Below are 23250 nucleotides of genomic sequence, written 5' to 3'. Positions count from 1 at the left end.
CCAGAGTTAATTAACGCCAAGGGCAGAATATAACTGCCCAAGGTTATCGTTTGATTTAAATAGAACCCACTTTTTCGAGTGGACTCACCTAATAAAAAAAAGGATAGAGCATAACACATGATTTGTGCTATACTCTATCCTTCCAATTATATCATTCTATTTAGTAGAACAGCCAATCAATCGCCTTATCGGCACCAGAGAAACCGGCATCACGAGTGGTAATCTTATCGCCCGTAGCACCGAGCACAAGCAGGAAGCCCTTTGGCAAAAGCAGGGTATGCTTGCCGGCAGCAAACTCATACTTGTGGATGTTCACCTGTGGCATGCCGTCGATGCGGATGGCACTGGTGAGCTGAGGCTCAGCCTGACCGTAATCGTTGGCAGTGGCATCGGTCTCCAACTTCGGAGCCCTGGCATATTTCATCTGGTCATCACGGAAATAACCTATCAGGAGTTGCACAGGCTTCTTGGTGGTGAAGGTGAGCGAGGTAGACTCGCCACGCTGCTTGCTGCTGTTCATCACGTAAGCATTCATACCTGCCAACTCAGGAGCGAAATCGGTCACTACACTATCCAAATCGCTGAAGAGCTTGGCACCCTTGGCTATCTTCACTGTCTTGAAGTTAGTCTCGCCATTGATATTCTCCATCAGGAAAGCACCCTTCTGCTGGGTTGCATCCTTCAAAGGTTTGATATCCTCAGCCTTCATCTTGTAAGTACCCGCAGCCTGAGCCTTGAGCATGGTGATGTTCTTCTTCAGATTCGCCAGTTCCTGCTCATATTTCGGCAAGAGTTCACTCCAATGCTTCATATTGCCACCATCACCTCCGATTGGGATACGGCGCTGGGCGGTCTGCATCGAATTGGCATAGAGATAGGTATCCTTGGTAAGATCTACCAGCTGACGATAAAACTCCAGACTCTTTTCGAGCAGCGGAACGGCAGCATCCAATTCCTTGATATCCTTACCCCACTTATAGTTGAGCACATGCTGAGCCGCCTTCACCTTCCAGCCGAAAGCATAGGCAAAGGCACGGTAGCAATGCATATCGTTCTGAAGACGACGGAACTCATCCTGATTGCCGGTTACACGACTCGCTACGGCATCGATGGCAGCTACAGCCTTGTCGCCGTGAGCCTCGGTCTGAGCTACAATATCGAGTGGCAACTCACCCACATGAGGCTGATGCTTCCACTCCTTCTCTACATATTCGATGAGTTTCTCGCCCTCAGGACCGCAACTCTCATAGAAACCAGGATAGATGGTGTACTTATATGGATTCACCAGCTGACTCATGAACATGCCCAGGAGCAGCGTCTGACGGTTGCCCTCTGTAATACCGAAACGGCGGAGGAGCTTAGGCGCAATCTCGCCACTCTCATCGTATGCCTTGCGGATGCTGTCAGCAACAGCGGCATCAGAAGCATAGTAATCGGCAAGCACCTTATCCCAGTAATTACCCTCGGCAGCTACATCGCGACGGCAGTTCCAGGCATATCTTCCCCATGTCTTGTACCACATCCAGTCGCGGTCCAACTGCTTCTCCCGCTGTCCGCCAGGCAATTTATCTGCCGTATAAGGCCAATCCCAGTAACTAGCCTGCGGATAGAGATGCAGGGCATTGGCATGATGAACATCGTGCATCGCCGTTACCGCCTTTTGGACGAAAGAAGGAGATGACCAGCGGAATGGTTCGAGATTGGCAAGGATATGCACGTTGCTGATATGGGTAGAACCCAGGGCTGCCAAATCGGTATGAATCTTGGTCCAAGGACCGCGAGGCTGATAGGTGGTCAACGACTCTCCATTATACTTATGCATCGTATAGAGGTTCTTGTAGAGAGGCAGCGCTGCCTCCATCACCATCTTGCAGTCGGTATCGTGGGCACGGAGCAGGACTGGCGGTTCGTCGGTTCTGCCCAAAGCCTTCAAGCCGTCCTTGACACCCGGAATAATGGTCTTGGTCATCCATTCCACATCATCCTCGTAGGTATTCATCGCCTCACCGAGACAGACGAGCAAGCCTACATTCGGATATTTCTCGATGAAGGCAGCTACCGACTTGCGAGTATAATCGCTGATGAGCGGAGTGATAGGACGGTGACGGTCCTGCGTCTTCAAGCCATAATGATCGGCAAAAGGCTTGGAGAGGATGATGTTGTAGAACATCTGAATGACGAAGATGCCACGTCGGTCAGCCTCCCTGGTCAGGAACGAGAACATCTCTTCGTTCTTCCTGAAGGTAGCCTCATCCACTTCGAGGGCGAAAGGATAATCCTTCAGTTTAACGAGCGAAGCAAAAGGATGACCATTCCAGAGATAGAGAGAATTCATCTTGTTGTCTACGAGCATATCGAGATACTGGATCCACTGTTCCTTGTCATAGAACCAAGGGAAGTTCTCCGGTGTATAAGGGTATTCGTAAACCTGATGACCCGGCAGATAAACGGTCTTCTGCAAACCTACACAAGCACCACGGAGCACCATTTCCGGTGCATCTACCTGTTTCAGCGGCACATTGAGAGAGCCATGCTGAGCCACGTATTCTGCTATTTCGTTACAGCCGTAGATGACACCAGAGCCATCATTTCCCTGCAACTGGATTTTCTTTCCCTTGCGGGTCCATGAGAAACCTTCCTTCTTCAGTCCGGCAGTATCCTTGGCTTGCGAGAGCGAAATGCGATATTCGCCCTTCTTGCCGTTCACCACAGTAGGGAAGCCCAGGCTGTTGAGCTTCTTCTGTAGATATTCCGCAGCATACTGTTCCCTATTAGAAGCCTTCTTCTCGGTCAGGATATTCACTTTTTGGGCAAAGGATACAGATGGAATCAGCACGAGGGCTGCCATCACAAAAATCTTTTGTACTTTTATCATTGTCTTAGTCTTTGTTTTATAAATAAAGACGCAGTTTCCTTCTTTTTGTAATCAATGAAGGAACATTCGTTTGTGGGGTCTAAAACAATAAAAGGATAGAGTATGATACGTATATCGTACATATTCTATCCTTTTAATTTACTATTTTCTTATTTTATCTTTTTCAAATCCACTTCCTTATACGCCACTCTCTGGCGGCGCCAGGTGTAGATGCAATGCAGTTTGCCATCCTTTCCCTCGATGATACCTGGATAGGAATACTGGTTGATAGGACTGTCCTCCAGGGTGAGGAGATGACGCCAATGGGTGCCGTCATCGCTGATGGCAAGACTCAATGGTGTGCGAGGTCCCTTCTTGGTTCCCGGCAAGGTCTCGAAATTGTTATAGATGAGCACGTGTCTGCCATCCTTCAGGGTGACAGCATCCGTACCGCTCTGGTTGTTCTCGATGTCGAGCAGGGTAACCGGAGTCCAGGTATCACCACCGTCGCTGCTGAAACTGGTGGCAAGTTTGGCATTATGGGTACGCATCAGAACCTGCAATCTGCCATCCTTCAACTTCAGGATAGATGGCTGGATACTGTAGATATATCTTGCCTTCTCACCCTCCTTGTAGATAGGATGCTCCATATCCACCGTAGCCGAATCCACATCATCGGTACGAGGCTTCAGTTCGGCATCTACCGGACCCACATACTTCCACTTTTTGGTCTTCAAGTCGAGAATCTCCACATGGAATCGCCAACCCTTGTTCTCGGTACTGGAACCGCAGATGAGTCTGCCGTTCACCATTTCCGGCTTGTTCTTGATAGGACCGAGGAAACCGTCTGGCAAAGCCTCCGGATCACTCCAGGTCTTACCGCCATCCTTCGATTTCACAAGACAGCCCGTCCAGTCGCCAACCGTAGAACCCACCTTATAGAACAGCCATATCTCGCCATCCGGCATAGTATAGAGCACAGGGTTCCAGCAAGACTTGCGCTTCAGATTGGCAGGCAACTTGATATTGGCTGACTTAGAGCGGAAATCATATTTGTAGCCGGCTGGCACACCGAAACGGCGCAATCCATCCTTGATAGGTCCCTTATCAGCCGGAGTTGTCTTCTCATCGATGCCCGAAAGACCCGCCTTCTTAGCCTCAGGAGTACCCAGGCGATAAACACCATCGGCAGCCAGGATAGGTTTCTCCCAAGCCTTGGCACCCTTCGGCTTACGACTTACCCAGATGCAGACATCCGGATTGCGCTCGAAGGTACCGCCGAAGTAAGCAGCCACCAGGTCACCATTCTTCAACTGGGTGATGGTAGAGGCATGAGCCGATGGGAAGCCGCTGTAATCATAAAGGAATTCATCCTTCAGGATGGCAGCATCGCGGGTAGGGATTTCTACCGAATAATGATAATCGCCACTACCCACCGTCTCAACCTTGCCATCAGGCAGATAGACATCGGCTGTGGTGTTGCAAGGCACGGTGATATCCCAATCCACATGCTGCAAGGTCTTTTTCCACTGGCTCTTCACTACTCCGTATGGAGTCTCGTAATCAGCTTTTACCGATTCGCAGTTCTGAATACTGAAGGCTGGCTTCAGCACGATGTGCTTGTAAGCCACGCTGGCATCAGCCTCAGCCACCTGCTGCACGTTGACACCCTTCTGCTGGATACCTCCCAGATACTGATAGCACCAGGTAAGCAAGTCACCCAGAAGCATCACATGATTGCCCGAATTCATCTTCGGATCAGCCTTGTCGCCATTCCAGAGTTCCCAGATGGTAGTGGCTCCGTTCTCTGCCATATACCCCCACGACGGATAGGTACGCTGGGTAGCCAGGAGATAAGCCACATCAGGGAAACCGTTGTCGCTCAAACCGCGAAGGAGCCAGGAGATGCCGATGACACCGCAGTTGACATGTTCCTTGGCATCGATGCAGATGCCCTTCACTACCTGCTTGATGAGTTCGCTGCGCAACTCCTGGGGAGCGATGCCGAAGGAGAGTGCCAGGAGATTGGCAGTAGAGGTATTGTTGCCATAATAGATGCTGTCTGGATAAAGCACATGACCCGGACGACGGGAAGTTCCTGCCTTGTTGGTGAGGAACTGCTTGTTGAAGACTTCTATCATCCCGCTTCTGCGGTCTGCCCAAACCTTAGCTTCTTCCTTCAAGCCCTGCAGGTTTGCAAACTGCTCTGCCAGCTGCAAACAGCGGATTGTATAGGCGGTGGCTATCAGCTTGCCATCGGTCTTTCGCTTCGGATCCTGACTGTGAATCAGTTCCAGTTTCTCCGGTGGCACGCACCAGTCGCCGTATTTATCCTTGGTGATGATGCCGTTCTCATCCGTATATTCAGCCAGGATATGATTGATCCATTTTCTGATGGATGGATAAGAATCGATGATAGGCTGCCTGTTGCCAAACTGATGGTAGAGCATATCACAGGTGAAAGGCAGAGCTGCCGGCCAGGTGACATCATCGGTATAATAATTCCAGAAAGCAGGAGCCACATCCGGGATGTTGCCATCCGAACGCTGGGCATCACAGATATCGTGCATCCACTTGCTGTAGAGTCGCTCGTTGTAAAAAACGAAACTCTCTCCCAGCGAACCCACCGTGCGGTCGCCCAACCAAGGCTGGCGCTCGTTGCGCTGCGGACAGTCTACCGGCATACCCTTGTAATTGCCGTAGATGCCCCACCATGCATTCTTCAACACCTTATTTAATATCGTATCAGAAGTCTCGATATGTCCGATGGTAGCCATCTCATCGCTCACGGTATAAGCGGTGAAATCCTCCTTGCGGGCATTCTTCATACCGGTGATGGCAGCATAGCGGAAACCATGATAGGAGAAGACCGGGCGCCAAGGCTTGCCGTTCTCCTTACCATTGCAGACATAGATATCCTCAGAGAGGGCATTGCGGAAGTTGTCGAGATACAGACTGCCGTCAGCCTGCAGTTTCTCGGCATATTTCACACGGATGGTATCACCCTGCCTGCCACGGACCTGGAAACCGATCCAGCCCGCCATGTTCTGTCCGAAATCTACGATGAGTGTATCGTGGCGATGCTTCAGACTTACCGGATGACCGAATTCCTTCTCAACCATTCCCGTCATCGGCTGCGCCATCAGCGTACCGTCAGGAATGGCACAGCGCTCGGCTTTCTGCCACTGGCTATCGTCGAAACCAACCTGGGTCCAGCCTTTCAGCGCCTGTTCCCTGCGGGCATCATACTCCTCGCCATCATACTCGTTGTTGCTGCGGATAGGACCATCGAAGCTCAACTTCCATGTATTGTTGGTAGCCCAGGTTTCAGTCTTTCCGTTCTCATACTCCACCTTCACGTTGATGCGGCATTTCGGATAACCGAAAAAAGGCGTCTTGTATGCCTTCTCCTGTCGCATCGGAAACATTCTTCCGTTGCCCAGTTTGATGGCGATGGCATTCTTCTCAGTCAGGAGCGAAGTGACATCGAACGTATTGTAGTAAATAGTCTTGCGGTAATCGGTTGGTGCAGGCTGCAATGCCTGGCTGCCGCCCATACGCTGTCCGTTGACGTAGAACTCATAGACACCGAGTCCGGCAACATAAGCCACCGCCCGCTTCACCTTACCTTTTGCCGCAAAGTCCTTGCGGATATAGCGTGCTGCCAGTCGGGTATGCATGCCTTTCTGTTCTCCAGGCTGCAGGTCTTCCAAGCCAATCCAGGTACCGCTCCATTTGGTTTCACCGAGCAGTCCGATGGTGAAGAGCTGCGGTTCGGTCCATTCCGATTTTCCTTTATTGGTAGTGATACGCACCTTCCAGTAAGCTTGAGCGCCACTCAGCAGCGCCTTGCCCTGATAAGGAATCCACAGCTGTTCATCGCTGTTGCGTTCACCGCTATCCCATAAATCCGCCTCGTTTCTATCCAGTTTTTCTCTGGAAGAAGCTACAAGAATCTGATAACTCGTCTGCACCACACCCTTCCTGTCAGAAGTAATCTGCCAGGAGAAGCGAGGGGTTGAAGTTCCGATTCCCAAAGGATTCACCCGGTTCTCCGTCCGCATCTTCACCACGTCAACATGACTGGCAGCGGAAAGCGGAAGTGCTGCCGACAGCGATGCCGTCAGCAACACACTCATCAATATATTATTCTTCATTTGAATTCTTTACTCTTCGTTCTTCACTCTTCACTTTATTTACTCATTCAAATCTCTTTTCTTACCAGCCAGACTCTGGTCTTCTATCATCTTCTGGTCTTTCTTCAGATAGTCCTTGCTGGCATCAATGGCGATGAAAACACCATCGCTGATGCCGCGGGTAGCCTTCTGAGGAGCGAAGGTGATGACCTTGTTGTCAAACTCTCCGATGTATTCCAGCTGTCCGTTGGCAGCATCCATCCACCATACGTTCTTTCTGCTGCCCGAAACCTTGCGGAGGTCGAGTTTCATCGGAACACAGTTGTAATTGTAAACCAGCAGATAATCGTTGCCTCGGGTAGCCAGCAGACGGTTATATCTTTCGCCATTCTCACCGGCAATAATGCTCTGGTCAGGCACACGCTCAAAGTATGGCAGAGAGAGCATCAGATTCTTGAGATGCTTCATCTGGTTGAATCCAGGATCGTTGAGCGCCACATACCAAGGCTTCTCGGCTCCATCACTTCCATAACTGGTAGGATAGCCCGGCTTCAACATCTGCATGATGGCATTATGACCATAGGTATGGCCGCAGGAACCGGCAAAGACACTCCAGTAGGCATAGCGGCGAACGTCATAATCCTGCCAGCGCTCCTCATTAGGATCGTGCAAGCCCTTCGGAATATCCTCGTAGCTCGGTTCGGCATCGAGCACAGGTTTGATAGGCTTGTATGCCCAGGTAGAATCCACATACATCCAGTTGTCCTCCTCGGTATTGTCAGGGATAGGATAATCCTTATTGCCCATACGCTGACCATACTTGCGATGACCACTCTGGAAGGTATGGAAATCGAGCCATTTCGCCTTGCTCCACCATTTGGCAGAAGTATATCTGCCACGAGGATGATAGGTCATGAGATGATTGTGATCGATGCTCTTGATGCTGGTAGCGAGCGACTCCCACACCTCTGGGTGGATATCACCCTGGATATCGCCACCCATCACCCAGATGATATTAGGCGAATTCTTATAGCGGTTGGCAAGGAACTTTCCGTATGCCTTAGCCTGCTGTGCATTGATATTCTCTGCCTTTACCTGAGAACCCCAGATGGTTACCATGCCGATGTAGATGCCGTTCATCTCGGCAAGTTTGATGATGTAGTCGAGATGATCCCAATAGCTGTAGACACCTGCAGGGTCTGCCTTTGACAAATCCCATCCGGCAGGGAGCGACTGCTGACCGTAGATATTAAAGGAAGGTGTGCCGTCCATCACCTGGATGAGAACGGTATTGAATCCCGCTACACGGCATTTCTGAAGATAATACTGTGCCTCGGCTCTATCCAGACGTTCCGGCAGAAGCCAGCCGGTATCACCCAACATGAAGAACGGCTGTCCGTTTTCAAACTGCAGGAATCGCTGGTTGGCAGAAACCTGTAATTTACCATTAGCCCAAGGCTTTTCGTTTTTAGCGGCAGAGGCAGCGGTAAAGATTCCGCAAGCCAGCGCCAATGTTATCATTATTTTTTTCATTTTCTAAAGGAGTTTAGATGTTAAGGAGTGAAGACCCATGTTTTTAAAACAATCGGATGGTCTCTCCCTTTCGTGTAGTGATGTCATAGGTATTTGCCTTTGGCAACACCACCTTGTTGAGTTTCACTTCTGAATGATTCTGCATCTGTGGCTGTTCGAAGGCAGAAAAGAGCGGATTCGGATTCTTGCCCTTGGCAGATTTCATACCCTTAATGCCCTTTAACCGGTTGCCTGCCGGCAGACGGAGACGGAGATTGCCACCGAGAGTAGAACGGATCTTGAGCGAGGTAATTCTGCCATTCTTCCATGCCAGTTCCTCGATGAGGAAACCACCTCTGGTGCGGAGCCCCTGTACCTTTCCTTCAGCCTTCCAGACATCAGGAAGAGCCGGCAGAATATTGACACATCCGTCATGACTCTGCATCAGCATTTCTGCGATACCGGCTGTACAGCCGAAGTTGCCATCTATCTGGAACGGTGGATGCGCATCGAAGAGATTGCGATAGGTTCCACCTTTCTTCTTGTTCAATCCGTAGGCGAGGAAGTGGTCATCCGTCAGGGTCAACTGGTTGTGAATCAGCTTGTAGGCATGATTACCATCCAGAAGGCGAGCCCAGAGACAAACCTTCCATCCCATCGACCAACCTGTACTCGGGTCGCCACGATGTATCAGCGAAGTACGGGCAGCATCGAAGAGTTCCGGTGTCTTCTCCGGTGTAATCTGATTACCTGGATAGAGGGCGTAGAGATGACTCACATGGCGATGATTATCCTGAGGATCATCCCAGTCCTTGATCCATTCCTGCAGCTGTCCCCACTTGCCAATCTGCATCGGAGCCATTTTTCCTAACACTTCCTTCAGATGAGCTGCATATCCGGCATCTTCTCCCAGAATCTCGCTCGCTCTGATGACAGAAGAGAAGAGTTCGTGGAGCAATTCATTATCCATCGTGGTGCCATAGCTCATGGCTATCTTTCCATCCTTCGAAGGATGCACATTCTCTGGACTCACAGCTGGCGAAATCACGAGCCAGCCATGCTCTGGCTCCGGTATCAGCATCTCATCGAGGAAAGTGGCTGCACCTTTCATAATCGGATAAGCCTTGCGCAGAAATTCCTTGTCGCCACTATAGAGATAATGTTGCCAGAGATGGGAGGAAACCCAGGCACCACCGGTCATCCACATGCCTGATGCTGCCTTGTCAATACCACCGGTTACTCGCCAAATATCGGTATTGTGATGCAAGATCCATCCGTTCTTGCCATACATGGTCTGAGCCGATTCCTTTCCGGTTTCGCTCACTTCACGAATCAACCGGAAGAGCGGTTCGTTGAGATCGGAGAGATTGGTCATCTCTGATGGCCAGTAGTTCATCTCCATGTTGATGTTGGTGGTATACTTGCTGTCCCATGACGGGAACATCTTATCGTTCCAGATGCCCTGCAGGTTGGCTGGCTGTGTGCCTGGCTGCGAACTGCATATCAGAAGGTATCTGCCGAAAGCATAATAGGTGGCTACGAGATAGTTGTCGTCCTGCTGGGCAAAACGGATAAGGCGTTCATCGGTAGGCAGATTCTGATACTTATCAGCGCCCAACCAGAGCGAGTTACGATGCATCATACTCTGGAATTTAGCCACATGCTGCGCCATCTGTTCCCTGGCATCCTTTGCCATGGCTGTATGGAGAGCCTGCTTGCTGCGCTCCACCTCATTGCCGGTGATATCCTTGTAGTTCACGAAGTTGGTGGCGATGGAGATATAGAGTACGGCTTCATCGGCATTCTTCACGCTGACCACACCATCGCGACAGGTCTTCGTACCCTCGCTTCCCTTGATCTGAGCCGCCATTCTGCCCATGAATCTCACCTTTCCCTTCAGACCTTCGTGCTTGGCAGCCACTCCTTCGAGGGTAGCTTCTTCGCCATCGGTACGGATGATGACATCATCGTGAGGAGAAGTGAAGTTGGCATTGAAAGTAATACTATGAGGCTTGTTGGCGGTAAATCTTACCATCACTACGTTATCGGCAAAAGAGGTAATGATCTCGCGCTGATAGTTGACGCCATGGGCTGTCCAACGGGTAAGACAGCGGGCTGAATCCAGACTCAGTTCACGATAATACTGAGAATAGCCATCCATGCCGGGAGCCGAGATATAGACATCACCAAAGGGTTGGTAAGGCATTCCGAAGTTGGTATTCGACATGATTTTCTCGGTACACATATCCTGTGCCTTACGGTATTCGCCCTGCCAGATGAGGTTCTGCACGACTGGAAGAGCTGCCTTGGCATGAGGATTGGCATTCTTGTTAGGCTGTCCTGCCCAGATGGTTTCCTCATTCAGCTGCAGGCGTTCGGTGGCTGGAATGCCATATACCATGGCACCCAACCGTCCATTGCCCAGAGGCAAGGCATCGGTCCAGACCAGCGCTGGTTTGTCGTACCAGAGCTTATACGATTGTGCAGTAGTCTGCAAAGAGAGACAAGCCAGGCAGCAAAGTGTGATGGTTTTTAAGATTTTCATTTGTTTTTGTTTTAATCGATTAAACATTTATATATATAGACGCAAAAGAGCCGCCTTTGTCGTCAGAAAAGACGAAAAAGACCTCACGTCATTTATAAAACGGCGTGAGGTCTGATTTATTATCTTCTATCTTATTATCTGATGACAGATTGCAAAACTTCCGGTTTTTCAACCTTCACTTTGCTTTCATCCAACTTGCTGCGGTCCAACCCGAAGACACGGATAAAGAAATCGTAGTTTGCCTGGCGCTTGTTGATGCCATAATCATGACGCTCCTTCGGCAGATGCACATTGGTAACCTGCTCCTTGGCACTATACATATTATATATATACTGCAGATACGGATATTCGAGGGTTGGAACAGAGGCTGTCCAATCGCCACCATCGCTCACAACCAACAACGGTTTAGGGGCAAAGAAAGCCATCAGCTCGGCATTACACGTACCATGCCCCGCCAACTGGATAGGTTTGCCACTCTCGCAAGGACAACCGCCATCAAAATGAGAGGCGAGATTCACTGTTGGGGCTGCTGCCGTGATTCGGTCGTCGAGTACCGTCAGCAGAACTGTATGCGTACCGCCACCACTGCCACCATTCGCTCCGATGCGCGTCTTATCCACATCCTTGCGATGGTTCCACATATAATCGAGCAAGACCTCGGCATTCAGAGCCTGAATCACATGGGCACGGTCGGTCTGATGCGAATTCTTGCCATATTCAGCCTCACTCTGTCCCCAGCCATACAGATCGAAATCTACACAGATAGCACCCATTCTTGCCAAGGTTCCGAGGCGCTGCTGCTCATCGGCACGATATCTGCCGCCACCGAAATGACCGTCGGGACAGATAATCAAAGGATGCTTGCCCTTCTTGGCGGGCGTATAGATGGAACCGAAGACATGCTCGCCAGGCAAGGTCTCGATGCAGATATTCTGAACCGTATAACCATCATACCTGCGTACCTTTCCCAAAATCGGTTTCTTATGAACCAGGGAATCCATATAACGGTCGATACCCAGGATGTGGCGCACCTCTTTGCGTACAGAATCCTTGCGTGCTTCAAACTGTTCCCGGTTCTGGTAGAGTGTCTTGAGATAAGCAAGCATCTGCTCACCCTCTTCGGTATGGCGACGGGGATATTCATAAGGCTTGATCTTATATACATTACCATTCTGCTTCCACCAATTGAAGTCGAAATACTTGCAGATATTCGTCAGGGTTTCCTCCAGCGAATAGGATTTGATGCGGAAGTCGGCATAAGGCAACTGCCTACCAACGGTATCCACATTATATTTAAAGCGGACACCCCAGCGCTGAGATACGTCCTGCATCACATCGTGAAGACTACGGGTGAAATGCCCCTGATAACAGTTCTGAGCAACAGCCTCTGGCTGGTTTCCGTTATTTTGCGCACTTGCCGACAAAGACATGCTTGCCGCGATAAGTGCCATCATTATGTTCTGTTTCATCATAATCTATCTTGATTTCGTATTCTATATCATTATCAGTATCTACCGTTACCTCTATTTTACCATCAGCCAATTTCTTCCAAGCCACGGCAATCTGTTTGCCATCGCTGAGTCGGGTACTTCCCTTAGCCCAGGTCAAGTCGCCCATCGGCTGAGGAGCGATGATGAGTCTGCCCTGCTCTATGCGGATACCCACAATATCCGGCAGGAAATGGTTGTTGATATGCGCCATCATGAAATGGTTCATCGAAGCACCCATCTCCGGATTCCATTGTTCGGTGAGCGTGGTCATTCCCTTCTTGATCTGGAAGCCGTAGCCCGGCACATCATCATGCGCCAGCATCTTGTACCAGAGATCGGCATATCCGTTTCTGAGCAATGCCTGGAAGAGGTAGCGGTTGCCCACATCACCGGTTGTCAGCCGGTCGTGATGCGCATGAATATCATCTACCAGATGCTGGAGAACCTGCTTGCGATACTGGGATGGAACCATGTCCAGCGCCAAAGGAATGGCATTGGAAGCCTGACTTCCCGAACCGTAATATACCTTTTCTACAGCATCCTTTACTACAGCATCCGAAGAAGATTTCCCAGAAGATGTAGCCTTCTCAACATGCAGGAATTCCTTTTGGAAAGCCTGCAGGATTTCAGAAGCCAGGATGGCATAGCGGTTGGCTTCAGCTGTCTTTCCGCTCATTGCCGCAGCCTTCTGTGTCAGTTTTACCCACTGATAATAATGGGCTGTAGCTACCAGCGGCATCGGGGTATTCTGAGAGAAACCCGAACGGCCTTTTCCGTAATCATACCAGTCACCCAAACCCTGTTTCAGTATACGGCAACTGTCCTTACTCTGGAGATAATCCACATAGCGGAACATCTGCGGTGCATATTTCTTCACCATCCGGTCGTCGCCGTAATGCTGCTGATAAAGGAATGGAAGCGCTACCAGGGCACCGCCCCACTCTGGAGATTCAGCAAACGGGTCGAGCCACTTGCCCTTGAAGTAGATATACTCAGGAGCGGTTGTAGGAACGGCACCATTGGCATGCTGGGCATCGGCGATATTTTGCATCGTCTGCTCTATCATCGAGCGACAGTCGTAGTTGTATACCAATCCCTCGCCATTGAGCCAATCCTGCTCCAACCAACCGAGTTTCTCACGATGAGGACAGTCGGTCCAGACAGCCTGCCAGTTACTTCGGATGGCACGGTCGATAATCTGATAAGCACGGTTAAACATCGGATTAGAACATTCGAAGTTGCCAATCTTCGCAGCTGAATTATAGACGAAGCACGACTGGATATCCTCTATCACTGGCTTGCCATCAGGATTCTCATCACCCTTCATCACGGCACCTTCTACCTGGATATAGCGATAACCATAATAGGTGAAATGCGGATGCCAAGTCTCGATGCGCTTGCCGTCAGCCGACTTCTCGCCCTTTCCGCTGAGTGTATAAGTAAGATAGTAAGGACTGCCCGATTGTTTCTGGTTACAGGTTCCCTGTGCGGTCAGGGTCTCGGAGGGATAGAGCCGTACCTGCTGTCCTACCTTTCCACTGACCTTGATCTGTGGGAAACCTGCGAGATTCTGTCCCATATCCAGCACAAAGGTTCCTGCCGGAATAGGATGTTTGGCATTGGAAGCCTTGGCAATTTGCTGAAGAGTGAGCTGATGACGGCTCTTCACACCGAAGTATTCCATCATCTTCACGGGCTGGGCTATCTGCTGGCGCAGAACGCCACGAGGTCCTTTCTGTATCACTACCGGTTTCCAGGAAGACGTGATGCGGGCATCCTCGTCTTCGCCACCATAGATACTGTTGAAGGTGATGCTGCTAGGCGAATATTTCCACGAGTTATCGCTGACGATGCAGACGGTTCTGCCATTCTTCAGTTCGATTTCGAGCGAACAGTAGAGCGTAGGAGGACCATAGGAAACCTTCATCTTGGTGTATCTTCCACCCTGCTCATTATAGAATCCGTTGCCCAGCAATACCGAAAGTTGGTTCTTGCCTTTCTTCAACAACGCAGTCACATCGTAAGTATTGTAAAAGACGGTCTTGTCGTAATCGCTCCACAGAGGGGCGAAAACGGCATCCGTCACCTTCTGCCGGTTGATGCTGAGTTCATAGAAACCCAGTCCCACAATCTTCATCGTTGCCTTGCGGACATCAGCCGGAAGTTTCATTTCTTTCTTCAGCCAGATGCTTTGTCTTGACAATGGAGCCGTAGCCTTCCAGTCTGGTTTTCCCTTGGCATTCACCGTTCCTGTTCCTACATAATCGCGGTTACTCGGAATGTGCGCATCCTCATCGGTTATCGCACCAATCCATTGTGGCAGAGGCGATTCATCGTCCGTCTTAAAAGCAACAGACTTTTGAGCATGAATCTGTATCATGCCCAAAAGTCCTATCAATATCAATAAATATTTTCTCTGTTTCATATCGTATTTTATTCTACATTATTTGAATGCATCCTTCACTACGAGTTTGCCGAGCGTATCACGCTGCCCCGCCAACTTGCCATCTACCCATACCTGCAGACCCTTGCCCACATGATAGCGGGAGCCGTCCTGGTCGTAGAGGATGGTGAGGTCGTGACCATGATAACGCACCTTGTCAAGACAGAAGTACTGCCATTTGCCGGCTGGGATGATAGGACGCACCTCGATGGTCTGATCGGCACGAGGACGAAGACCCACGATGCCGGTGATGATGAGATCGCAGAAGGTAGAATGATTGTAATATCTGCTGCGCTCCTGATCGCCCTTCAACCAGTAACCAGTGGTTTCATCAAGATACTCACCGATGTAAGGTTTGCCACGCATGCTCTGACTCTGTACATACTTCTCCATCTCATTGAAATAAAGGCTGTCCATATCGAGACTACCCTTAGCAGAAGCTGCGAGGGCAGACGGCTTCACCTGATAATTGTTGATGAAATTCGCCATCGCTGTCAGGGTCTGGGCGGTAGCGAAAGGCCAGATGGCACCATCCCACTCACACTTTCCTACGCCATGAGAGCGGAACTGCGGATGGCGGCGCTCTGCGGTGGTCTGTCCGTAAGGAGCAGAAAAGCCCTTGCTGTCGGCAGCCTGCTTCCATGCCTCAGCAAACTTAGCTTCATCGGCAGGAAGATTGAAATACCAAGGCAGGAAACCGATTGCCTCACGCACCTTTGCCGATACCGCAGCATCGCCACTAGGCTGGTAACTTCTCTTCTTGGCTACCTCCTTTGCCTCACCGGCATTCGGCTTATACACCTCGAAGAACTGCTGGTCGGCATCCCAGAGCTGGGTTTCTACCAGATGCTTCAGGGTATCAGCCTTAGCCTCATACTTCCTTGCCAGATCCTGATAGCCGATGATTTTTGCCATCTGCGCGATGCCCATCGCATTTCCATACATATAACTGTTAATGCTAGGACGGGCATTCTTTTCTCTTCTGCCGCCACTGATGGTCTCTTCCATCGCATCACGCACATCATACTGCCAGTAGAGTCCGTTACCCCAACGGTGATTATCCCACAGCTGATACTCCTTGTCCAGATCGTTCACCAACGACTTAAACTCCTTCTGGTTGCCGTCTACGAGATAGCGCTCCCAGATTGAAGCAGGCATCCAACTGCTATAGAAATTAATCTTAGCCATCGGCTTGCCACCATTGCCATGATACCAGGTATTCAGGATGCCGTCGAGATACTTGCCATCGCGGATCCAACGACTCTCGTGGATATGATGACCCACTCCAGAGGCGATGAGATTGTACTTGTCGGCATAGCTGCGAGGCACGAGAAACTCGGTCATCGCATAGCCTACAGGTGTATTTTCGATATGCTTGCGGAGCGTCCACCAGCGGAAATAATACATCTCCTCGAAGTTACGCTGCGAACAGTCGAAGAGGGGCACATTCTGCTTCATCCAGTCCCATGCCTGCGCATTCGGAATGGCTGAAGTATGGAGAACCTCCGGCTCCATCGCATTGAAATCGTCTACATAATGCTTGTAATCTGCGGTCTTAAGTACTGCAGAACCGGCATCAGCACCCAGACTCTCGGTCTTGACATGGGCGATGCGGTAGAGGGCGGTGGTATCGGTATCACCGGCATGTTCCAAGGTTCCAAACCAGTCGGCAGGAGTGTCGATGGTCGGGAAGGTACGGAGGTCGCCGGTACGGAAACGGATGCGCTCTATCTGATGCACCGGTGCAAAGAAGATGCGCCTGGTGCTCTTGCTCTGCAAAGTCTTGCCCTCTGCATCGAGGATACTCACGGTGAGGTTGAGCTGGCGGTGCTGGGTATCCAATGTTGCCTCAAAACGATAGGTCTGGTCTGCCTGATAAGGCATCACATTGCCATATCTCGCTCCGTTCTTCACACGGATCATTCCTTCTTTGTTCAGTTCGATGCGGGTGCAAGCGATGCCCTTCTCATCGAGGAATTCAATCTGCAGGGAACCGTTACGGGTCTGAGCTGCCTGCACATCGAAGGATGCCTTCAGATAGGAAGAAGAAGGAATCTTGCGCTCTACACAGGCATAGTCAAACGGATCTTCATCTTTCAGTTCGAGCCACTCCTGACGGAGCGAAACCGGTGCCATCAGCGGAGAATAGATATTCCAAGTCTTGAGATCGCCGAGTTTCTGATATTGGGCGAAATCATCATCGGCATGGGCAGTAGCCACGGTCTTGACCGGAACGGGTACATGCGCCACCCAGATATCTTCCTTGTTCATGGAATAGCTCACCCACATATCGGAATCCTTAGGAATGCCATTGCCTTCCTGAATGCCACGGACATACTGCGGACCGCGACTCTTATAGTTGCCACCGTATCTCATCGGTGGTACTTCGCCACAAATCAGATTCAGTGTCTTGTATTCCAGACCGTCACCACTCAGCGAGATGCCCAGCGGCCAGCGGTATTCTGAAGGGTTGTAGACGGTGGCATAGCTGCCGTCGGTCAACCGCTGTCCCCAAATCTTGGCATTGCTGTTGACGAATCCCAGGGCACGGTTGGTCGTGGTATAGGTATTACCGCCATCCAGACTCAATGAGGTGAGGGCGTGCTTCCACAGACTGGCTATTCTGCCATCCGGCAGGGTATAGTCGCAATAAGCCTTATAGCCGTTGTTGAGCGGTATCAATTTGTCGCCCCTATCAGCCTCTTCCACCCATTGCATGCGGTAACGTGGGTTGGCAAGGATTTCCTCGCAAGCCGCTCTTACCGCCTTGGATGCTTTCTTATAATTAGGATAAGCAGTATTCTTCTCATTGAATCCATGATTGTAATAGATGAAATAGATAGGTCCGAGCGAACCGTCTTTCTTCACCTCTCTCACCACACGGCCGATGCCGTTGCCATCGTTCGGGTCGTCCTTTCTGTCCAAAGCCACACCATAGTTTCCGGTAGCCAGGAGGATGCCACCCTTAGATACATACCAGCCCACACGCTGGTGCATGATAGCCTTCAATAGTTTCTGCTTGTAGACATCAGGATATTGCAGTTCCGGTTTCAGCTGGTATTTCGCCTTCTTGAAACCGGCTGGCACATCATATTCAGGGAAGAGAATCTGTGGCTGGCTCCAATTGTATCCGTTCTCAGAAACCTGCATCAGGGTTCTCGATGGGGGTACATGCTCCTCGGCAGGATCGCTCAGGAAATGCATGTAGAACTTGCCGTTCCAATACGCCATCATCGGCTGATGGTTATAGGTCCAGCCTCCACCATTTGCCTGGGAAGGATGCTCGCGGTTGGCACGGAGCGTCTGGATATTGTGAACTCCTACCACTGGCGACAAAGCTCCATCATGACGCGACGGATCTGCCATCGTGGTTCCGGTATAGTGGATGCGGTCCTGTTCCAGCATGGCCTTCACGATGCGTTCCGGAGCACGGAAAATGGTGCCGTGCTTGTGGTTCTTCGGCACACTCACCTGCTGGCTCACATCGGTGAAATGAACGAAATCCTTGGTAAAATGAGCACCGAAATCGAAGAGGCGGTAACGGTCGTAATAAATGAGATAACCATTGCCCAGCGGACTGTTCTTAGGCAGTTTGACGGTGGTTGGTCCTTCCATGAAATTGCCGGTGAATGGTTCTGAAGCCTTGCTCCACGGTCCCATCGGGTTCTTGGCAAAAGCCACCTTGATATTGCGGGCATTGCGGGTATTATCCTTCAATACCATCACATAATCGTTCTTACCACGCTTCAGCAGAGTGGCATCTATACAACTGAATCCCGGATCTATCAGGAGCTTACCCTTGGTCCATGTCTTGAAATCCTTGGTTACGGAATAGTAGAGACGGTGATTGTTCTTCTCGTCTTCGATGCCCAGGGCGAAGTGCTGGCTAGGCACACACGATGCCCATACCACCATTGCCTGCTGGCGGTCTTCATCCCAGAAGAACTCCGGTGCCCATACATTCACGGTAGTAGGATCGTCCATCACCTCGATGAATTTCGGTTCGCTCCAATGCATCAGGTCGCGACTTTCTGCATAACCGAAGCCACGGTCGCCCCGCCAGCTGCTGGTCCATACCAGATGGAACACACCGTCAGGGGTACGGATGATGGAAGGGTCGCGCATTACTTTCTGCTTGCCTACCTTAGGAGCCAGGAAGGTGCCCGGAATACTGTCCCAATGGACGGCATCCCTACTATAGATGAACCGCAAGCCGTCGGTTGCAGGCTCGTGGAAAGAGGTTGATACATAAAAATCCTGTGCCTGGACTGCAAAGCCCAAGGACAGCAACCATAAGATGATGAACAGTTTATTCTTTATCTTTATCATTGTTCTAGAGTTTGTTTCTAATGATTATATAGAATAAAGACGCAAGACGCTCCGTTTTGTAACGTCACTATTTAAAAATAAGTTAAACATTTTGGCAGTTTTGTCTGAATGTTGTACTTTTGCATAATATGAATAGTATTCTAGACCAAGACATCATGTTCCTGCCAGGGGTAGGACCCAAGAAGAAAGAGATACTGAGCAAGGAGCTCGGCATCAACTCTTATAGTGACCTGCTGGAATACTATCCATATAAATATGTAGACCGCTCCAAGGTTTTCCACATCAGCGAACTCAATGCCGACATGCCCTTTGTACAACTCAAAGGCAAGATACTCAGCTACGATGAGATTGATACCGGTAAGCGCAACAAGCTGCTGGTAGCCCATTTCTCAGACGGCTACGGTGTGGCAGACCTCATCTGGTATCGCGGTGCCCAATACATCATGAAGACTTATCGTGTGGGAACCGAATATCTCGTTTTCGGAAAGCCAACCATCTTCAACGGCAGATTCCAGTTTACCCATCCCGACATGGACGATGCCACCAATCTCCAGATTTCAGAGATGGGCATGCAGCCCTACTACTCGCTTACCGAGAACCTGAGAAAACGCGGCTACACCTCACGTTCCATAGAGAAGATAACCAAGCAGTTGGTCACCATCCTTCCTCCTCTTCCCGAAACGCTGCCAAACCATATCGTAGACCGTCTGCATCTGGTTTCGCGCGATGCAGCCATCCGCATGATTCATTATCCGCATTCCCATCAGGAGATGCAGAAAGCACAGGTACGCCTTAAATTTGAGGAACTCTTCTATGTGCAGCTTAATATAATAAGGTATGCCACCGACCAGCGCCGCAAGTTCAGGGGCTATGTCTTCAACCGCATCGCTGATATCTTCAACGGGTTCTATGCCCATCATCTGCCTTTTGAACTGACAGGAGCACAGAAACGGGTGATGCATGAAATCAGAGCCGATATGTGCAGCGGCAGACAGATGAACCGTCTTCTGCAGGGTGATGTAGGTTCGGGCAAGACGCTCGTGGCCCTCATGACCATGCTCATTGCGCTGGATAACGGTTATCAGGCATGTATGATGGCACCTACCGAAATTCTTGCCGAGCAGCATCTGCAAACTATCTGCGACTTTCTGCAGGGAATGGACATCCGGGTGGAACTGCTCACAGGCATCGTAAAGGGAAAGAAGAGAGAAAAGATTCTTGCCGACCTGGCTACGGGCGACATCCAGATTCTGGTAGGCACCCATGCCATCCTCGAAGACCCGGTAGTTTTCAGAAGATTAGGCGTAGCCGTTATCGATGAGCAGCATCGCTTCGGTGTAGCACAGAGAGCCAAGCTGTGGAACAAGAGCGAGAATCCGCCTCATATCCTCGTGATGACCGCCACTCCTATCCCCCGCACCCTCGCCATGACCATTTATGGTGACCTGGACGTGAGCGTGATTGATGAACTGCCACCGGGCAGAAAACCGATACAGACGCTACATAAGTTTGATACCCAACTCACCAGTCTCTATCAGAGCATCCGCCGCCAGATTAATCTCGGCAGACAGGTATATATCGTCTTTCCGCTGATCAAAGAAAGCGAGAAGAGCGACCTGAAGAACCTGGAAGAAGGTTACGAAACGCTGAAACAGGCATTCCCGGAATTCAAATTGAGTAAGATACACGGAAAGATGAAATCTGCCGAGAAGGAGGTAGAGATGGAGCAGTTTGTAAAGGGCGAAACACAGATTCTCGTTGCCACCACCGTGATAGAAGTTGGTGTAAATGTGCCCAATGCTTCTGTCATGGTTATCCTGGATGCACAGCGCTTCGGTCTCTCCCAGTTGCACCAGCTGCGAGGCCGTGTAGGAAGAGGCTGCGACCAGAGCTACTGCATTCTGGTAACCAACTATAAACTTTCAGAAGAAACCCGCAAACGTATTGATATCATGTGCGATACGAACGACGGTTTCCGTATCGCCGAGGCCGACTTGAAACTCCGTGGTCCCGGCGACCTGGAGGGAACGCAGCAGAGCGGCATGGCTTTCGACCTGAAGATAGCGAATATTGCCAGAGATGGTCAGCTGGTACAACTGGCACGCACAGAAGCACAGGAAATCATCGACAACGATCCCGAATGCAATGCTCCTCACAACGCCCTGCTCTGGAACCGCCTCAGGGAATTGAAGAAAACCCATATCAACTGGGCAGCCATCAGCTAAAGCAGCAAGCAAGAGCAGTTCCTGCTATCAGAAAGCAAGCAAAAGCAGTTCCTGTTATCAGAAAGCAAGGCTAAAAGGTGGCTTCAGCTATCAAGCAGCCTCATCCCCGTTCCAGGCGATTCCATCGCCTGTCCCAAAAGTAAAAAGTATAATTATGGATAAAAGAAGAAAGCCGGCTATCAGGGAGCCGCGACCAGAAATAACCCTGGAAGAAATGAGAGCCATTCTCGAAAACATTACGGAAATAGAAAGTGCAACAGGCATCAGATATGTCAAACTGCATGTCACGGCAAAGATGATTATCGGTATCAGAGAGTCATCGGGTAAGGAATTTACCATCAATCTCAACGACCTCTACCGCGCTTATCAGGAATGCCTCCGATTCACCAGTCCGGAGGTAAAAAAGTATATTTTCATGGGGCATTCTCCTGCCGTGGCTCTGTTGAGAATGCTACAAAAGCATGAAACGTACTAAAAGTCAACTCCTTGCATCTCATTTTCCTAATGTAAGTTAAAAAAAAGGCTAGGGCGTTAAATATCGCCCTTTTGGCTTTAACAACTTTGTTTTTTTGAAGTTTTTTTGTTATATTTGCAACGTCTATATAACAAAACCGCTACATGAAGGCATTTGCCTTAGTGGTTTTTACAGAATTTCTTGTATGATTCTGCGCTGTTGACACGAACCTAAAAAAGAAAATAGAAAAAGTAGTATGAGTTTTAAAAAGAGTATAAAGAAAATTTCGGTCGTTGCATTGTTGGCGCTAACAGCTTCTCCCGTTTGCGGACAAGACCTGTTGGCAAGACAGGCACCTGTAGACCACAGAATGAAATCGCTCGACACACTCGCTGTGTCGCATTATCGAATGATTGAAGACAGAGAGAACCCTGCAGCCGAGCTGTATGAGGATTTCTCTAACAAGTACGCTCACAGGGCTACAACCTTGCCTGAGCACTTCCGTATCGATCTCCGTCATTTCTGCATGCCAACTCCTAGTCGCGTTGTCACAAGTAACTTCGGTTACCGTGCTAGCTTTGGCCGCCAACATAAAGGTATGGACATCAAGGTTTATATTGGCGACTCAATCCGCTCAGCCTTTTCAGGCAGAGTTCGCATCGTAAGATATGAAGGTGGTGGTTACGGTAAGTACATCGTGATTCGTCACAACAATGGTTTGGAGACCATCTATGGTCACCTCTCTAAGCAGCTCGTTACTGAGGGCGAAGAGGTAAGAGCCGGCGATGTGATTGGCTTGGGTGGTAACACGGGTAGAAGTACCGGTTCGCATCTCCACTTTGAGACCCGTCTCTGTGGTGTGGCTCTGAACCCGGCACTCTTCTTCGATTTCCGCAACCAGGACGTTACAGGCGACTTCTACAGCTTTAACCGTAATACCTACGAAAGCGAATCAGCTGATGCCAATGCTGCCCGCGGCAAGGTTGGCAACGGTGGTTACACCAGAGAGCAGGTTAACGGCGGCGAAGTGGGAAGATACTACGAACTGCCTGCTGGCCACGAGAAGCTCTACCACAAGGTGAAGCCAGGCGAAACGCTTAGTTCTATCGCAGAAAAGCGCGGCGTAACTGTAGAGCAGATCTGCAGACTCAACGGCTACCGCAAAGACAAGAAGGTTAGTGTAGGACAGATTATCAGATACGTATAAAAGAATAAACTCAAAAAAAGAGGGTGTGTCATAAGTCTATGGCGCACCCTCTTTT

10 protein-coding genes are annotated in these 23250 nt (G+C 50.1%); 3 read left to right on the top strand and 7 right to left on the bottom strand.

All coding sequences use genetic code 11. The features are described from left to right. Positions 1-160 precede the first annotated feature (160 nt). From DWV53_RS11955 to DWV53_RS11925, 7 genes are all read right to left on the bottom strand, one after another. Positions 161-2848, bottom strand: a complete 2688-nt coding sequence (locus tag DWV53_RS11955; RefSeq protein ID WP_259318985.1) for an alpha-d-galacturonidase — start codon at positions 2846-2848, stop codon at positions 161-163. Positions 2849-3024: 176 nt separating this feature from the next. After that, complete coding sequence (locus DWV53_RS11950; protein ID WP_118154177.1) at positions 3025-7011, bottom strand: family 78 glycoside hydrolase catalytic domain; 3987 nt, start codon at positions 7009-7011, stop codon at positions 3025-3027. Positions 7012-7050: 39 nt separating this feature from the next. Continuing rightward, on the bottom strand, positions 7051-8523 hold the full coding sequence (locus DWV53_RS11945; RefSeq protein WP_118154174.1) for a glycoside hydrolase family 140 protein: 1473 nt from the start codon (positions 8521-8523) through the stop codon (positions 7051-7053). A gap of 43 nt (positions 8524-8566) precedes the next feature. After that, positions 8567-11047 (bottom strand): glycosyl hydrolase family 95 catalytic domain-containing protein, encoded by a 2481-nt coding sequence (locus DWV53_RS11940; protein ID WP_118154171.1) that lies wholly within the window; start codon positions 11045-11047, stop codon positions 8567-8569. Positions 11048-11181: 134 nt separating this feature from the next. Further along, positions 11182-12516 (bottom strand): alpha/beta hydrolase family protein, encoded by a 1335-nt coding sequence (locus DWV53_RS11935; RefSeq protein ID WP_118154195.1) that lies wholly within the window; start codon positions 12514-12516, stop codon positions 11182-11184. Continuing rightward, positions 12449-14962: a family 78 glycoside hydrolase catalytic domain gene (locus DWV53_RS11930; protein ID WP_259318982.1), complete on the bottom strand. Its 2514-nt coding sequence runs from the start codon at positions 14960-14962 to the stop codon at positions 12449-12451. Before DWV53_RS11930 ends, DWV53_RS11935 begins: the two co-directional genes overlap by 68 nt. An 18-nt stretch (positions 14963-14980) precedes the next feature. Next, positions 14981-18385, bottom strand: a complete 3405-nt coding sequence (locus DWV53_RS11925) for an MGH1-like glycoside hydrolase domain-containing protein (protein WP_118154189.1) — start codon at positions 18383-18385, stop codon at positions 14981-14983. A gap of 1052 nt (positions 18386-19437) precedes the next feature. Between DWV53_RS11925 and recG the strand changes: the two genes are divergently transcribed. From recG to DWV53_RS11910, 3 genes are all read left to right on the top strand, one after another. Further along, complete coding sequence (gene recG, locus DWV53_RS11920) at positions 19438-21534, top strand: ATP-dependent DNA helicase RecG (RefSeq protein ID WP_118154168.1); 2097 nt, start codon at positions 19438-19440, stop codon at positions 21532-21534. Positions 21535-21688: 154 nt separating this feature from the next. Next, the gene (locus DWV53_RS11915; protein WP_118080288.1) at positions 21689-22009 is read left to right on the top strand and encodes a hypothetical protein; all 321 of its coding nucleotides are present in this window, start codon (positions 21689-21691) and stop codon (positions 22007-22009) included. A gap of 235 nt (positions 22010-22244) precedes the next feature. Then, the gene (locus DWV53_RS11910; protein ID WP_118154162.1) at positions 22245-23195 is read left to right on the top strand and encodes a M23 family metallopeptidase; all 951 of its coding nucleotides are present in this window, start codon (positions 22245-22247) and stop codon (positions 23193-23195) included. The last annotated feature ends 55 nt before the right edge of the window (positions 23196-23250 follow it).

The organism is Segatella copri, from assembly GCF_003465495.1.
Classification (GTDB): Bacteria; Bacteroidota; Bacteroidia; order Bacteroidales; family Bacteroidaceae; genus Prevotella; species Prevotella copri_G.
Note: the sequence above shows the minus strand (reverse complement) of the source record. Positions and strands in the feature narration are given on the sequence as shown.

What these genes read in the sequence shown, in the direction of transcription:
- DWV53_RS11955 (WP_259318985.1), bottom strand. Translation starts at nt 2,848, where the DNA reads ATGGCAGCCCTCGTGCTGATTCCATCTGTATCCTTTGCCCAAAAAGTG.
- DWV53_RS11950 (WP_118154177.1), bottom strand. Translation starts at nt 7,011, where the DNA reads ATGAAGAATAATATATTGATGAGTGTGTTGCTGACGGCATCGCTGTCG.
- DWV53_RS11945 (WP_118154174.1), bottom strand. Translation starts at nt 8,523, where the DNA reads ATGAAAAAAATAATGATAACATTGGCGCTGGCTTGCGGAATCTTTACC.
- DWV53_RS11940 (WP_118154171.1), bottom strand. Translation starts at nt 11,047, where the DNA reads ATGAAAATCTTAAAAACCATCACACTTTGCTGCCTGGCTTGTCTCTCT.
- DWV53_RS11935 (WP_118154195.1), bottom strand. Translation starts at nt 12,516, where the DNA reads ATGAAACAGAACATAATGATGGCACTTATCGCGGCAAGCATGTCTTTG.
- DWV53_RS11930 (WP_259318982.1), bottom strand. Translation starts at nt 14,962, where the DNA reads ATGAAACAGAGAAAATATTTATTGATATTGATAGGACTTTTGGGCATG.
- DWV53_RS11925 (WP_118154189.1), bottom strand. Translation starts at nt 18,385, where the DNA reads ATGCTGGAACAGGACCGCATCCACTATACCGGAACCACGATGGCAGAT.
- recG (WP_118154168.1), top strand. Translation starts at nt 19,438, where the DNA reads ATGAATAGTATTCTAGACCAAGACATCATGTTCCTGCCAGGGGTAGGA.
- DWV53_RS11915 (WP_118080288.1), top strand. Translation starts at nt 21,689, where the DNA reads ATGGATAAAAGAAGAAAGCCGGCTATCAGGGAGCCGCGACCAGAAATA.
- DWV53_RS11910 (WP_118154162.1), top strand. Translation starts at nt 22,245, where the DNA reads ATGAGTTTTAAAAAGAGTATAAAGAAAATTTCGGTCGTTGCATTGTTG.